The 15490-nt window shown below is 60.4% G+C and carries 13 protein-coding genes; 3 read left to right on the forward strand and 10 right to left on the reverse strand.

The genetic code is table 11. The features are described from left to right. Positions 1-37 precede the first annotated feature (37 nt). From BFN10_RS02785 to BFN10_RS02795, 3 genes are all read right to left on the reverse strand, one after another. The gene (locus BFN10_RS02785; protein ID WP_071488361.1) at positions 38-1471 is read right to left on the reverse strand and encodes a serralysin family metalloprotease; all 1434 of its coding nucleotides are present in this window, start codon (positions 1469-1471) and stop codon (positions 38-40) included. Between the two features lie 363 nt (positions 1472-1834). Continuing rightward, complete coding sequence (locus BFN10_RS02790; RefSeq protein WP_071488362.1) at positions 1835-2941, reverse strand: DmpA family aminopeptidase; 1107 nt, start codon at positions 2939-2941, stop codon at positions 1835-1837. A 9-nt stretch (positions 2942-2950) separates the two neighbouring features. Then, positions 2951-4315, reverse strand: a complete 1365-nt coding sequence (locus tag BFN10_RS02795) for an APC family permease (protein ID WP_071488363.1) — start codon at positions 4313-4315, stop codon at positions 2951-2953. A 201-nt stretch (positions 4316-4516) separates the two neighbouring features. On the opposite strand from BFN10_RS02795, the gene BFN10_RS02800 reads away from it, so the two are divergent. Beyond that, positions 4517-5302: a helix-turn-helix transcriptional regulator gene (locus tag BFN10_RS02800; protein WP_071488364.1), complete on the forward strand. Its 786-nt coding sequence runs from the start codon at positions 4517-4519 to the stop codon at positions 5300-5302. A gap of 31 nt (positions 5303-5333) precedes the next feature. On the opposite strand, the gene BFN10_RS02805 is transcribed toward BFN10_RS02800, so the two are convergent. From BFN10_RS02805 to BFN10_RS02825, 5 genes are all read right to left on the reverse strand, one after another. Further along, positions 5334-6413, reverse strand: coding sequence for a polyamine ABC transporter substrate-binding protein (locus BFN10_RS02805; protein ID WP_071488365.1), 1080 nt, complete (start codon positions 6411-6413; stop codon positions 5334-5336). Positions 6414-6473: 60 nt separating this feature from the next. After that, positions 6474-6815, reverse strand: coding sequence for a cupin domain-containing protein (locus tag BFN10_RS02810; RefSeq protein WP_071488366.1), 342 nt, complete (start codon positions 6813-6815; stop codon positions 6474-6476). A 26-nt stretch (positions 6816-6841) separates the two neighbouring features. After that, a complete protein-coding gene (locus BFN10_RS02815) occupies positions 6842-8248 on the reverse strand; it encodes an NAD(P)/FAD-dependent oxidoreductase (protein WP_071488367.1) in 1407 nt (468 codons plus the stop codon). A 122-nt stretch (positions 8249-8370) separates the two neighbouring features. Next, entirely contained in the window at positions 8371-8823 is a 453-nt protein-coding gene (locus BFN10_RS02820; protein WP_071488368.1) for a hypothetical protein, read from the reverse strand. Positions 8824-8909: 86 nt separating this feature from the next. Next, a complete protein-coding gene (locus BFN10_RS02825; RefSeq protein WP_231999499.1) occupies positions 8910-9749 on the reverse strand; it encodes a helix-turn-helix transcriptional regulator in 840 nt (279 codons plus the stop codon). Positions 9750-10006: 257 nt separating this feature from the next. On the opposite strand from BFN10_RS02825, the gene BFN10_RS02830 reads away from it, so the two are divergent. After that, the gene (locus BFN10_RS02830) at positions 10007-10279 is read left to right on the forward strand and encodes a DUF1652 domain-containing protein (protein WP_058425948.1); all 273 of its coding nucleotides are present in this window, start codon (positions 10007-10009) and stop codon (positions 10277-10279) included. Positions 10280-10356: 77 nt separating this feature from the next. Here the strand turns inward: BFN10_RS02830 and BFN10_RS02835 are convergent, their stop codons facing one another. Further along, complete coding sequence (locus BFN10_RS02835; protein WP_071488369.1) at positions 10357-12804, reverse strand: UvrD-helicase domain-containing protein; 2448 nt, start codon at positions 12802-12804, stop codon at positions 10357-10359. Positions 12805-13022: 218 nt separating this feature from the next. On the opposite strand from BFN10_RS02835, the gene BFN10_RS02840 reads away from it, so the two are divergent. Further along, a complete protein-coding gene (locus tag BFN10_RS02840; protein ID WP_071488370.1) occupies positions 13023-13718 on the forward strand; it encodes a pirin family protein in 696 nt (231 codons plus the stop codon). A gap of 114 nt (positions 13719-13832) precedes the next feature. On the opposite strand, the gene pgm is transcribed toward BFN10_RS02840, so the two are convergent. Then, entirely contained in the window at positions 13833-15476 is a 1644-nt protein-coding gene (gene pgm, locus BFN10_RS02845) for a phosphoglucomutase (alpha-D-glucose-1,6-bisphosphate-dependent) (protein WP_071488371.1), read from the reverse strand. Between the last annotated feature and the right edge of the window lie 14 nt (positions 15477-15490).

A 15490-nucleotide genomic window follows, 5' to 3' on the forward strand; every position in this document is an offset into this window, starting at 1 on the left:
TCCGTAAGGCGCGGCGCCGAAGCGCCGCGCCCGTGCATCACGCTACGATGTCGCTGACCGCAGCCTGGCCGACGGTGGTGACGAGGAAGTCCGCCACGCCGTGCCCGGAGAAGTCCACAGCCAGGGTGCCCAGGTTGGTACCTGCGGCGTAGGTGAGGACTGCATCGCCGGCATGCCCGGTAAAGGCATTGACGAAGGTCAGGCCTGCGCCCTTGGTGATGCCGGACAGGTCGATCTTGTCGGAACCGGAGGTAAAGTCAAAGATCTTGTCCGCCGCGCCCGGCCTGGAATCGGAGCTGGCACCGAACACAAAGGTGTCGTTGCCCGCGCCGCCCCACAATTGGTCCGCCCCGCCGCCACCGTAGATGAGGTCGTTGCCGGCCCCGCCCTTGATCACATTGGCCGCGTTATTGCCGATGATCAAATCGTTGCCGGCACCGCCGAAAGCGTTCTCGACGGTCACGCCCTTGGCGATGGACACGTTGCCCACCAGGCCGCCCACGTCGGAGAACGACGCTTCATTGAGGTTGATCTTCTGGTTCTGGGTGAAACCGGAGAAGTCCAGGGTGTCGTTGCCACCGCCATCCCACACCGAGAACACCAGCTTGTCGGCATTGGAGGTGGCGCTGTAGAAGTCCCGCCCGGTGTTGGAGTTGAAGCCGTAGGTGGTGTCGCCGGCACGGGTGTTGTAGTTGGCGCCGTAGAGCTTCTGGATCGCCGCGATGTCGTCGATCAGCGGAGCGGACGCGTAAGCCTCGACCCCACCCTTGCTGAAGTTCTGGTTGGTGTTGCTCTCGCTCCAGTAGCTCATCAAGCTGTAGCCGCGCGTGTCCTGTCCATAGGTCGCGTCGTTGTAGGTCGGGTTGCCGTTCCCGGCGTTGTAGTCGCCAGGGTGGGCCAGACCCAGGGTATGGCCGATTTCGTGAGTGAGCGTCTGCCGGCCGTAGTTGTTCAGGTCCGGGGTCTTGTTCGGCGTGTAGCTGTTGTTGGTCAGGTACCACGAGGTGCCGTCGTAGCCTGCGCCGGTGCCGGGCAGGTAGGCGAAGGCGGCCGCGCCGTCCTGGCCGCTGCTGTAGTTGCCGAAGGTCATGTGGCCGTCACCGCCGGTGGCTTTCTCGGTGAAGGTGACGTTGGCCACGTCCGCCCAGGATTGCATGGCCAGTACGGCCTGTGCTTTCTGCTGGGCATTGAACTGGCTGAAGCCCGCGATGCCATGTTTGTTCATGGTGCTCGAGGAGGCCGAGGTCAGGAAGGTGTAGGTCAGGTCGATCTTGCCGTTGCCGTCAAAGTCCCGGTACGCGGCGCCGTCGCGCAGCAGCTGGGTGGCCGCCTGGTCAACGGAATAGGAGGGTTTGCCATTGATCGTGAGGTTGCCGCCACGGTCGTACAAATGGCTGAAGCTATCGATTTGCGAGTAAGCGGTGCTGGCTTGCGCCGCCGACACGATAGCCTTGTCTTTTACTTTTGACATAAACGTACTTCCTTGTTTGCAAGTGCATCAGTCTTTGATCGATAGGAACCCCGCGGGCGAGATCGTCCTATCACTCGCCTCTTTTGAAGGCGTAAGAAAACTGACACAACTTGAAATCTTTCGTCTACATCTTTTCCAGCACTAAAAATCGGCAGGCAAACACCCCAGGTAAGTTACGCTCCATGTTTATTGGGCAGTACCGATGTTGTCCGACAAAAAACACCGCGCCGGTATTTAAATATTAAATAGCACTAATGCCGCTCAAGTTGAGTGGCATTCGCTATTAATGGATCCAATATATTGCCACGGTGCCATTGGCAACATTAAACAGCCACTACTTACAGTCATCAGTAAGTGTGCCCCCTATTTCCGGGACACACTCCAGCCGGTGTTGTGCAATGCCGCCAACAGCGTGTCGGCGTCCAGGCCCGGCACGCGCACGCCTTGATCGGTGAGCATGTCCTCCCCGGCCAGCATCGCATTGATGATTGCCTCCTCCACGGCCTCCGCCGCCGCGCTGAACAGCGGCGAAATATGGTCATTGTTGACCATCTGCAATGCACTGCTGAACGGCAGGCCCTTGCGCCCGTAATCGGCCGGTGGCAAGTCCTGGTTACCCGTGGCAAATGCCAGGAACAGATCGCCGCTGGAGTCCTCGGTGCCGCCGCCGGTGCGGGCGATGCCGATGGATGCACGTTGTGCCAGGCGCTGGCATTGGTGCGGCAGCAACGGCGCGTCTGTGGCGATGATCACCACAATCGAACCCATGCCCGGCGTGCCTTGCTCGGCGAACGGCGACGCAATGTCCGTCAGGCTGCGCCCCACCGGGTAGCCATCCACCCGCAGTTCCTGGCGCTTGCCATGGTTGGCCTGCACCAGCACGCCGACGGTCCAGCCGCCCTGCTCCGCCGGCAGGCACCGCGAGGATGTGCCGATGCCGCCCTTGAACTCGTGGCAGATCATCCCGGTGCCTCCGCCGACCGCGCCCTCCTGTACCGGGCCGGTTTCGGCATTGTCCACCGCTTCACGCACATGCTCGGGCCCCACGTGCTGACCCCAGATGTCGTTGAGCAGGCCGTCATAGGTTTCCATCACCACCGGCATGCACCAATACACTGCCGGATCGGCCAGGCGCTCGCGCTCCAGGGCAATCAGGCTGTCGCGCACGATGCCGATGCTGTGGGTGTTGGTGATCGCCAGCGGCGTGGTCAACAGCCCCGCTTCGCTGACCCACTCGAGACCGGTGGCGTCACCATTGCCATTGAGCACGTGGTACCCGGCAAAGCACGGTTGCAGGCGTGCTTCTCCCGCGCGCGGCTGGATCACACTGACGCCGGTGCGCACCTGCTTGCCATCGATGCGGGTCTTGAGCGTGCTGTGCCCGACCCGCACCCCCGGCACATCGGTGATGGCGTTCCACTCACCGGGCGTGCCCAGCCCTAACGTGATGCCCAATTGACGTGCGCGCATAACCACTCCTTACAATTTCTGGAAGACCGGACTCAACCGGCCACTGATGCAATACAGGATCACCGACAGGGCCAGCAGGCCGAGGATGATCATGATGTCGCGGACCGAGGCCGCCACGATCAAGGTCATTAACAGATAGCCCGCGCCCAGCACTGCCACCAACGCCGGCAGCGGCCACAGCGGCATGCGGTAGGGATGCTCGCGGTCACGCAGCAGCACGCGGCTCATCAACGCGCTCAACGCCACCACCAGGTACACCAGCATGATCAGCAATACGCTGAACGAGGTCAGGTCGGCCAGGTTGGAGCTGAAACTCAGCAGCGCCGAAGGGATCGCCAGGAACAGCGTCGCCAACCACGGCGAATCCCAGCGCGGGTGAATGCGTGTGAACAGTTTGTTGATGCCCGGCGTCCACAGCGCATCGCGCCCGCTGCTGAACACCACGCGGCCGATCTGGATCACGATGGCGACGATCGCATTGAACACCGACAGGAAGATCCCGGCACTGACCAGGCGTGACAGGGTTTCATTGCCGTGGCTGGTCAACAGGTAGCCGATGGGGTCAGGGCTGCTGATCATCGCGCTGAGGGACGGCGCGCCGATCAATAGGGCGGTGATTGGCACCAATTCGATGACCACCACCAGGCCAAGGGACCACAGCACCGCCTTGTGCACGCCTTTGCCGCCGCATTTCATGTCTTCGGCGAGCAACACCGCCGGCCCGTAGCCATTGTAGGAAAACAGGCCGATGCCCACGGCACCGATCACCAGGGCCCAGGGCGCCAGGTGCAGCACGCCGTTTTCGACGATCTGCGGTTGGAACAGCACGCTGGCCGGTTGCACCGGGTTGCCAAAGCCGATCACCACGATCACCAGCAGCGCTGCGACTTCCAGCAACAGGCAGGTGCCGGTGATCCAGGCATTGAGCTTGATATTGAGGATGCCCAGGGCGTAGCTGCACACCACGATCACCAGGGCCACAGTCTGCGAATCAAACTTCGTGCCCAGGGCGTTATTCAGGTAAGTTGCCGCGCCCGTAGCCAGTACCGGAGGAATAAACAGCAACATCACCAGCACGGTCAGGAACGTCGCATAACCCGCCATGCCGCCGAACACACGCTTGGCGTACACATACTCGCCACCGGCGCTGTTGTGGGCACGGCCCAGTTCGGCGTAGCAAAAGGCAAACATCAGCGCGAGCAGACCGGCCATCACAAACGCCAGGAACACCCCGCTGCCGGCCTGCTGGATGGCAAACGGTGCGATCACAAACACGGAACTGGCCGGCGTCACCGCTGATACGGTAATGGCGACCACATCGAACACACTCAAGGTGGGTTTCAGCACGCCTTCGGGCGTGGGGGAAGTGCTCATATCGTTATCCTCTGTCGTTGTTCTTGGTATGAGGCAGAAACGAAAAATCTGATAAGTCACGGGATATGTTTCCCGCTGAATGATGCGGACGTTAATACGTGAGGGCATGTCGGCCAATTCCCCTATTGGCGTACTCCCCTTGACGCCACCCGGCAAAAGCCGAACCCTTGGCCGATCTTTTTGCCGGCGGGAGCCTGTCACATGAGCCTGTTTCGCGAGGTGGGGATGCACGCCGGTCTGGGCCGCACCGTTGCGCACATCGGCACTGAGCGTTTCTGGAAGCAGTTGGTGCTGTTGCTGCACCAGTGCCTGCCCTTCGATAACGCCCTGGCGATCTTCTACCCCTTGGAGGGCCCGCCACTGGCCCTGGAAGAATACGACGCCCAGCCCAGCAGCAAACCAGCGTCGATGCTGGCGTACCTCAATGGCTTGTATTTGCTCGACCCGTTCTTCCAGGCCTGTCGCGAGGGGTATGCCAGCGGGGTGTACCGCCTGGAGGAAGTGGCGCCGGATCATTTTCGCCAGAGTGAGTACTTCCTCAACTACTTCCACGACAACGTGCTGGAAGACGAGGTGCAATTCATCCTGCAACTGCAGGGCGCCGGGACGTTATCGCTGTCGTTGGGCATACAGCGGCGCTTCAGCTTTGAGGAAACCGGGTTGATGACCACCGTAGCGGCCTGGGTGTTGCCGCTGATGCAACAGCATTGGCAGCAAAGCACCCAGCGCGCCCCGGCGATGGACAGCCAGATCCGGGATGCGCTGAGTCAGTTCGGCTGCGGGGTGCTCTCGGACCGCGAACTGGAAATCGCCCGCCTGGTGCTGCGCGGGTTCTCGTCCAAGGCCATGGCCGAGCGCCTGAACATCTCGCCGGACACGGTGAAGGTGCACCGTCGGCATTTGTACGCCAAGCTGGATATCTCGTCACAGCCGGAGCTGTTTTCGTTGTTTATCCAGTCGTTGGGGCATGATCTGGAAAATCCCTGAGCTGTGCGTGGGCCGCTCACCGCCCCGCCCTTCAGCGACCCGTGCGAATGGTGTTCCACACCCGTGTACGCACCCGGTCGATATTCAGCGGCATCGCTTCCAACGCGAACAACTTGCCCATCATTACCGGGCTTGGATACACCTTGGTATCCGCCTTGATCGCCGGGTCCACCAGGCTGTCGGCGGCCTGGTTGCCATTGGCGTAATGCACGTAGTTGGTGATGCCGGCCATTACTTCCGGGCGTAGCAGGTAGTTCATGAACGCATAACCAGCTTTTTCATCCGGCGCGTCGGCGGGCATCGCGACCATGTCGAACCAGATGGCGGCGCCTTCCTTGGGGATGTTGTAGCCGATGTTCACGCCGTTCTTGGCTTCCTTGGCGCGGCTTTCGGCTTGCAGGATGTCGCCGGAGAAGCCGACGGCCACGCAGATGTCGCCATTGGCCAGGTCGGCGGTGTATTTCGAGGAGTGGAAGTACGCCACATACGGTCGCACTTTCATCAACAGATCTTCGGCTTTTTTGTAGTCCTCAGGCTTCTTGCTGTGGTGCGGCAAGCCCAGGTAGTTCAGCGCAGCCGGTAGCAGTTCCGGGCCGTTGTCGAGGATCGCCACCCCGCACTTCTGCAGCTTGGCCATGTTTTCCGGCTTGAAGATCAAGTCCCAGGAATCCACCGGCGCATTGTCGCCCAGTACGGCCTTGACCTTGTCGATGTTGTAGCCGATGCCGGTGCTGCCCCACAGGTACGGGAAACCATGGGCATTGCCCGGGTCGTTGTTTTCCAGGGCCTTGAGCAGCACCGGGTTGAGGTTTCTCCAGTTGGGCAACTGGCTCTTGTCGAGTTTCTTCAAAGCGCCGCCCTGGATTTGCCGCGCCATGAAATGGTTGGACGGGAACACCACGTCGTAGCCGGATTTACCGGTCATCAACTTGCCGTCGAGGGTTTCATTGCTGTCGTACACGTCATAGGTGAAACCGATACCGGTTTCTTTCTGGAAGTTCTTGGTGGTGTCCGGCGCAATGTAGTCCGACCAGTTGTAGATTTTCACCGTCTCGGCGGCCTGGCTGATAGAGGCCACCAACATCAAGGGCAACAGGGCAATGGCTTTCATGGTTCGATTTCCTGGCGGTTTTAGGGCTGTTTTTATGGCAGGCGATCAAGGATCAAAGCGTTACAGGATCAATACATAGGTCTTGCGCACGGTCTCCTGGATATCCCAGATGCCGGTGCTGTTGGCCGGCAACATCAGTGCATCACCGGCTTGTATATGAACGACTTCACCGTTGTCCGGGGTGAAGGTGCAGCGGCCCTGGATAAAGTGGCAGAACTCCTGGGATGTGATCTGTCGACGCCAGCGCCCGGGGGTGCACTCCCAGATGCCGGTCTCGACGCCGTCATTGCGCTCCACGCTCAGTGTCGACGCAACGGCAATGGGTTCGCCCAGGGGCACGGCGACGGGCGATGAGTCCGGCAGGGAGGCGTTCAGCGTGTCTTTGAATTGAGTGATGCTCATGGGCTTTCCCGTGTGGATGAAGTGACTTAGTGCATGAAACCTTCCATGAACCCAGCCATGCTCGTCGCCAGCTTGCGACGCCAAGGCGCGGTATTGGGGTTGGCCAGTACCTGGTCTTCATGGACAAAACTGCGAATGATCGCGTTGTAGCCCAGCCAGCGGCAGGGCTCGGGCTCCCAGGGCTTGAGTGCCTCGAGGCCGCGTTCGCGGATGACCCAGGGTTGATGGGTCAACGGGGTGTCGCGCCCCAGGATCAGGTCGGCCAGGGTGCGGCCGCCCAGGTTGGTCGCGCCAACGCCCTCCCCGCCGTAACCGCCGGACAGCGCGATGCCGGTCTTGTGGTCGCAGAGCATGTGCGGGCGGAAATTGCGCGACATGCCCAGGTTGCCACCCCAGGAATGGCTGATCCTCACGTTCTTGAGCTGTGGGAACAGCTCACCAAACAGGTAGCGACGCAGCTCGACTTCGCTGTCGGTCAAATCGAAGTCATGGCGCAGCTTCCCGGCAAACTGATAACCGCCGCGCGCACCGAACACCAGGCGGTTGTCCGCTGTACGCTGGCCATAGGTGACCTGGCGACTGCTTTCGCTAAAAGCCTGGCCATGGCTCAGGCCGATTTCATCCCAGGTACTGGCCGGCAATGGCTCGGTGGCGACGATCAGGCTTTGCACCGGCAGCTGGTAGCGGCCCAGCGGCGGCAAGGTGGTGGCATAGCCTTCCACCGCCGGCACCACCCAGGCGGCACGCACGCTGGCCTTTGCGGTGCGCAGGCTGCCGGACTGCCAGTGGGTGACCGGGCTGTTTTCGTAGATTGTCACGCCCATGCTCTCGACCACCCGCGCCAGGCCGCGCACCAGCTTGGCAGGGTTGATGGTCGCAACGTGGGGGGCGTAAATGCCGCCGTAGGGTTTGGCGATGCGGATCTGTTCGGCCAACTGCTGCGGGCCGAGCCAGCGGTAGTCGGCTTCGGTCAGGCCCTGGGCGTAGAGTTTTTCGAGGTAGCGGCGCAGGCTGCCTTCCTGCTCGGGGTAACGCGCGGCGCAGTACAGCACGCCGCCCTTTCGGTAGTCGCAGTCGATGCCTTCACGTGCCAGCACTTGGGCCACTTCGTCGGGAATGGCGTGCAACAGGTCAAACGACGCACGGCGTTGCTCGGGATTCAGGCCGGCGAGCAAGCGATCTTCGCCCAGCAGATTGCCCATCAGCCAGCCGCCATTGCGACCGGAGGCGCCGAAACCGGCGGTTTGCGCTTCGATAATGGCGATTTTCAGCTCGGGGGCCTGGCGCTTCAGGTAGTACGCCGTCCACAGCCCGGTGTAACCGGCGCCGATAATGGCCACGTTGACGTCCAGGTCATGCTCCAGCGTCGGCCGCGCTTGCAGCGGGTCGTCCAACTGGTCCATCCATAAGCTGATAGTGCGCCATGCCGGCATGCCCAACTCCCCCACCTTGTTTCGACAGAGGGAATGCTAGGGCGCGGTGTTGGAAATTGTCTTGTGCGCGTGCACGCAGGGAAATCTCAGAGATAGGTATTACCCAACCCACCCTGCATTGGCTATTTGACGTGCCACCCGCGGATGTCGTACTGGGCGCGGATAAGAGCCAATTCGCCATTGATACTACCTTGGATATCTATCACTCCAAAGAGCCTCTCCAGCGTATTGGACCTGTTGAGGGCTACCTCTCCTTGATCTGTGATGAGTACCACTCCGGTCTTCGTATCCCAGTAAGAGATGTCCACAACGTGGGGGCCTCCTACCTTGTAGGTACCAGACGTTATTGTCCTGGGCTGGAGTTGCACTAGCAAAACTGAAAACGCCTCGGGATCATTAGCATCTGTTTGGCGACCGAAAAAACGTAGCGTATCGAGCTGTTCGTGTGCGTACACGTGATCGGCTGTAAACTGACTGACCTGACCGTCGATAGTGACGGTTCCGAACATATGACCTTGGGGACGGACCTCAGGTTTTTGTTCGAGTTCATCTAATATTTTTCTGAGTTCGGACATGATAGTTCTCCGGTAGAAGTGAAGAATGCACAAGCATTACACAACTAATTTCCAGAAAAAAAACCTGTCAAGCTTGACAGTGACAGCTAGTTTTCGCTGGTCGGTCGAACACCTCCCTTCTGATCACCCTCGTCAAGCTTTCTCTCACAAAGCGCGTTCAAGTAGGCCCTGGGTGTCTGGCCCGTATGCTGGCGGAACGCGCTATAGAATGCCGATAGCGAATTGAAACCGGCGGCAAACGCCAGGTCATCGACCTTTATCGGCGGTGCGGCCTGGTCCAGCGCGGCCAGTAAATGCTGAAGCCTTGCCTGGTTGACGTAGCGGTAGAAGCTTTGTCCCAACACCTGGTTCAACAGGTAGGAAATCTGATTGCGGCTGTAGCCGCACTCCTTGGCTACTCGCTGCAGGTCCAGCTCGGGGTCCAGGTAGGGTTGTTTGCGTTCGAAATACTGCTGCAGGTCATTGGCCATGTGCCCCAATTGCTGGGGCGACAGGCCCAGGCGGCTGACAGAGGGCCGTGCGGCCTGGGCCGCCTGTTCATGCACCAGCGAAGCATATTCGTTGACCCGCCAGATCAACCCGTCGCGCACCGTTATGGCTTCGCTGGTGCGGAACGACACCAGGCCCTGGCTGCCCCGCAAGGTGATGCGGTACTGGATGAACGCGGTATCGCCGTCGGCGCGGATACGGTCGCTGTGCTCGATCGCTTCGTCAGCCTGACGGGGCATGCTGGCTTGCAGGTAATCGCGCAAGCCGGCGAAACCGACGACACGGTTCTGGAAAAAGTCGTGGTATTGGATTTCCGGGTGGTAGTAGGACATCACGCCTTCCAGATCCCGGTGGCGCCAGCAAAGGTGGTGGCGCAACACCAGTTCGCGTGTGGCGCGGGATTGATGGCATTCATCGTCTGCAGCGATGTCGGGCATGGAAGGCTCTGCGGCGGGTAAACCCTGGAGATTGCCGAATTTCTGCGGGTGCTTCAATGGCCAATTGGTACTTCTGACTAATGGCCTATTGCCCAATCACAAGTAGGACATGACCCACATCAACCTTATGGAAAACAACCGCCGAACGGGGCCGAAAAAGTCACCTTGCGGTGACGAACGAATGCTATTTTTAAGCTCTACAACGCCACGACCAGTGAAGGTCGTGGCCCCCTGCCGCGAGCTAAAGGAAGCGCTCAATGAACAAGGTGGGCAACATGAACAAAGTGACGTTCCCCAACGCCTGCCAACTGATGCGCTGGCATTTCCATCCGATGGGCTTCGAGGGCAGCATGGACGCGCCCGGCAGCATGATCGCCCGCCTGTTCGACCGGGCCAGCGGCGAGACGTTGATCGCCATCGCCGGCATCCCTTGCGCCACGGTGATGAATGCCGCCGATGTGGAGCGGATCATCGAGGCGGTGGAGGATGAGTTGGAGTCGTTTGTGCCGCCGCAGTCCCTACGGGCCTGAACTCAATCCTTCAGACAGCACCTATCTTCTGTGGGAGGAGGCAAGCCCCCCTCCCACATTTGAATGGCATCGATCTGTTAATTGCGTTGGTCGTCGAAGAAGGCTTTCTTGCCATCTACCCGCTCCGAGGCCTTGGGCACATTCACTGCCTGGCCTTCGGGCTTTTCCACATACCAGTAGCAATGACTCACCGCCCGGGTGATGCCCACATACGCCAGGCGCAACACCTCGTCTTTCTGGGCGTTGTCATACGGCTCGCTGTCCCCGTCCTTGCCCAGGCCCGCCATGCGGTACACCTGGTTTTTATACGGGGAATAGGTGACATGCTGGCAATCCCCAAGCAGGAATACCGCATCGGCCTGCAGCCCCTTGGCGCTGTGGTAGGTCAATTGTTTCAACCTGCGCGCTGGAGGCGGCAAGCTAGAATCCACATTAACTGCAGGATAAATATGCTCTTGAATCAGTAGCTTATCGCTACTTTTTCGATAAAGCATTAACACTGATTCACCGCGTTGGTAATGCTCCAGCAACTGCCGTCCCAATGCAGCGTCGTCGCGCTCCAGCACCTTGACCGGCACCAGATCCTTGGGCGCCCCGCTGGCCTTGGCTTTCTTGCCGGGGATAGCCGGTGCGGCACGCACGATGTGCTCGGCCGCGTCGATGATGTGCTGGTGACTGCGGTAGTTCTCGCCCAGCATCACTCGGGTGGTGGCCGGCGACGGGAACTCCTTGTTGAATTCCATGAAGTACTTGGGCGAACTCCCACGCCAGCCGTAGATCGACTGCCAGTCATCCCCCACACACAACAGTGATGAATGCTGGGCGCCGCGCCCGACGTGCATGGCCGGGCCACGGCTGCGGATCTCACGCAGGCTGGCGCGGATCCACGAGACGATCTGTGGCGAAACATCCTGGAACTCGTCGATCATCAGGTGCGACAGCGGCCGTAACAACGGATCGCTGAGCAGCTTGAGGTTTTCCGGGGTGTTCTCGCCGAACAGCGAAAACATGCGGTTGTAGGTCATGATCGGCGGCGACTGGTCCAGCAGGTGATCTTCCAGGGCCTTCCAGAAAATGCTCAGGGCCTCGAAGAAGAAGCGGTCTGGATCATCCTTGGCGAAACTCATCTGCCCAACCGCGGTAGGCACATCCAGCCCGAGGTTCTCGATAAAGCCGGCCGCCATCACGAAACTGTCCAGCAACGGCGCCGACGCCAGCTCGCCTTTGACTTTGTAATCGAAGCCTGGCCCGGCAGCGGCATCACCGGCCAGGCTACTCAAAAGGCGTTTTGATGATTCGTAGCTATCTAGCCATATCAATGGCTTACGACAGAAAGCTTGAAACAGTGTGCGCTTTACCGCCCACTCGGCGCGCACTGACAGTTTCGCGTTGGGCCGGCTGAGCTGAGCATTTTCCCGAGCATCGAAACCCAGCACCACCCAGGCGTCCAGCTCGGGGATATAGCCATGGCAATGAAATTGCGCGCCATTGATCTCCACGGTCTGGCGATTGGGTTCGATGCCTTTGATCGGCCAGGCACCGGCGCGGAACCACAGGTCCTCGATCACATCACAGAGTTCTTCATCACGCTTGGCTGCCAGTTCGGTCACCGCTACGCGTTTTTGTACGTCAGGGTGATCACGCTCCAACTCCTTGAGCTGCAGCCCATGGCGCGCCAGCGGCGCAATCAGCTCGCGAAAGCGTGCGTGCCGCCCGTGCAGGTGGTGATAACAGGCATTCATCTGCTGGCGTTGGGCGTCGTTGATACGCAAGTCAAAGGGGTTGCTGTCGGCGTCGTCAAAACCCGAGCTGAGGTTTTCGAACGCTTGCAGGCGTTCAAAGCCCGGCAGGCTGCGCACCATCGGCAGAATGCGCGAGTGAAAGGTGCGCACCACGGCCTGCGCTTCTTTCATACCCAGGGGTTGGCCCCACAGGCTGAGAATTTCCATGAGCTTGTTGATGAAGTCTTTGCGCGACTCCCGGGTAAAGGTCACCACCGTCATCGAACTCAGCTCAAAGCCCAGATAATGGGTCAACAACAGGATACGCAGCACCAGCGAGGTGGATTTACCCGCGCCAGCCCCGGCAATCACCGACGTTGAGGGCGTATCGCTGAAAATCATCTTCCATTGCGCCGCACTGGGCTGGGCATGGGCCGGCAGCAATCGCGCGACATCTGCCTTGATACGCTTCTTCAACTCGGCGGTGAGCGGCAGGCGCCAATCATCGAACAGGCTATCGTCCACGCCCGGCGCACGGTGCTCATCCGGGCGGAAATCACGAATCAACAGGACCTGCCGGCCTTCCTCGATGCCATCGGCCTTGCCTTCGCGGTAACCGTACTCCACGCCCGCCTCGTGCCCACTGCGAAAACCGTCGGCCTGTCCGTGCAACCAGGAAAACCGGTGCTGGGCGCGCAAGCGGGTCAGGCCGTGGCCAAACAGGCGCGCGGCCAGGCGTTTCAATAGCGGCATTTCGGCCAAGGGGCGCAGTTCGGGAGGAAGATCAGGCTTTTGTTGCGACACGCGGACTCCTGCGATGAGCTGGGTTCTGACAAGTGCGCCATGGTCGCCGGAATCGACGTTCAGTGCCAGCCAATTGCTTTGCGGTCATGCAGTTAGGCGATGAACTGAAAGTCAAAACGCCGCTAACCAATCCATTAAATCGATAGGAATCAGGCATTTTTTACGCTTTTTATCGATCATGGGCTGCAGGATCATAGGGCCATCCACAGGAGACGATCATGCTTGAACTTCGACCTTTCAAATCCCTGGGCGGTGCCCATCATGGCTGGCTTGACGCCCATCACCACTTTTCGTTCGCCGAGTACCACGACCCCAAGCGCATGCACTGGGGCAACCTGCGGGTGTGGAACGACGACATCATTGCGCCTAGCACCGGCTTCCCGCAGCACCCGCACCGCGACATGGAGATCATCACCTATGTGCGTGAAGGTGCGATCAGCCATGCCGATAACCTTGGCAATAAAGGCCGTACCGAGGCCGGCGATGTACAGGTGATGAGCGCGGGCACCGGCATCGCCCACAGCGAGTACAACCTGGAAGATGCGCCGACCAAGATTTTCCAGATCTGGATTATTCCGAATGAAGCCGGTTTGCCGCCTTCGTGGGGCGCCAAGCCATTTCCGAAAGGTGATCGTGAGGGGTTTGTGACACTGGCCAGCGGCAAGGCGGGGGACAACGAGAGCCTGCGCATTCGTGCGGATGCGCGGCTGGTGGCAGCGAACCTGAAAGCTGGGGAAAGTGCTGAATACCGGCTGGACGGCGGACGCCGTGCTTACCTGGTACCGGCGACGGGCGTGATTGAAGTCAATGGCCTGCGTGCGCAAGCGCGAGACGGTGTGGCTGTAGAGAATGAACAGGTATTGCGGGTAACCGCGATCGAGGACAGCGAAATCGTCCTGGTAGACCTGGCCTGACCTCGATCAACTGTGGGAGGGGGCTTGCCCCCGATGGCTGTGTTTCAGAAAAAGAGATGCAAACTGACACACCGCTATCGGGGGCAAGCCCCCTCCCACATTGTTATTACGGCGTTATCCGGAGATGGCGCCGTCGACCAGCACTTGCGCCTCTTCCACCAACTGCTTGAGGTGATCCTCACCGATAAAGCTCTCGGCGTAGATCTTGTAGATATCCTCGGTGCCCGATGGCCGCGCGGCAAACCAGCCGTTTTCGGTCATCACCTTCAAGCCGCCGATCGCCTGGTTGTTGCCCGGTGCGTGACTGAGGATCTGCTGAATGCGTTCCCCGGCCAGTTCGGTCGAGGTCACCTGATCCGGCGACAGCTTGCCCAGCAAGGCTTTCTGCGCCGGGGTGGCCTTGGCGTCTACACGAATCGCGAACGGCTCGCCGAGGGCATCGGTCAGGCCGCGGTAGAGCTGGCTCGGGTCCTGGCCTTTGCGCGAGGTCATTTCCGCGGCCAGGAGTGCTGGGATCAGGCCGTCCTTGTCGGTGCTCCAGACCGTGCCGTCCTTGCGCAGGAACGAGGCGCCGGCGCTTTCTTCGCCGCCAAAGCCCAGCGAGCCTTCGAACAGGCCATCGGCAAACCACTTGAAACCGACCGGCACTTCGTACAGGCGACGGCCGATGCGGGCCGCCACTCGGTCGATCAAGCCGCTGCTGACCACGGTCTTGCCCACCGCCGCGTCTACGCGCCAGTCCGGACGGTTCTGGAACAGGTAGTCGATGGACACCGCCAGGTAGTTGTTCGGCGCCAGCAGGCCGCCGGACGGCGTGACGATACCGTGACGGTCATGGTCCGGGTCGCAGGCGAAGGCCACGTCGAACCGTTCCTTGAGGCCGATCAGGCCCTGCATGGCGTAGCTGGAGGATGGGTCCATGCGGATCTGGCCGTCCCAGTCGACGCTCATGAAGCGGAAAGTCGCGTCGACTTCGGTGTTCACTACGTTCAGGTTCAAGCGGTAGTGCTCGGCAATCGCCGACCAGTAGCGCACCCCTGCTCCACCCAGCGGATCCACGCCCAGGCGCAGGTCGGCGCTGCGGATGGCGTCCATGTCGATCACGTTGACCAGGTCGGCCACATAGCTGTTGAGGTAATCGTGGCGATGGGTGGTGTCGGCCTTGAGCGCCTGCGCGTGAGTGATGCGCTTGACCCCGGCCAGTTTGTTCGCCAGCAGTTCATTGGCCTTGGCTTCGATCCACTTGGTCACGTGGGTATCGGCCGGGCCGCCATTGGGTGGGTTGTACTTGTAGCCGCCACTCTGCGGCGGGTTATGCGACGGCGTGATGACGATGCCGTCAGCCAAACCGGTGGTTCGACCACGGTTGTAGCAGATGATCGCGTGGGAAATCGCTGGGGTGGGTGTGTATTCATCGCCTTCGGCGAGCATCACGTGCACGCCGTTGGCGGCCAGCACTTCCAGGGCGCTGGCACCGGCAGGCGTCGACAACGCATGGGTGTCCAGGCCGACAAACAGCGGGCCGTTGATGCCCTGGGCTTCGCGATACAGGCAGATCGCTTGGCTGATGGCGAGCACATGCCACTCGTTGAAGCTCAGTTCGAACGAGCTGCCACGGTGCCCGGACGTACCGAACGCCACGCGCTGGGTGGAGATTGCTGCATCAGGCTGGCCGGTATAGTAGGCCGTGACCAGTCGCGGGATATCCACCAGCAACTGGGCTGGCGCCGGCTTGCCCGCAAAAGGACTGATTGTCATGCATAAACCTCGGA

The sequence above is a fragment of the Pseudomonas extremorientalis genome (assembly GCF_001870465.1).
GTDB classification, from domain to species: domain Bacteria; phylum Pseudomonadota; class Gammaproteobacteria; order Pseudomonadales; family Pseudomonadaceae; genus Aquipseudomonas; species Aquipseudomonas extremorientalis.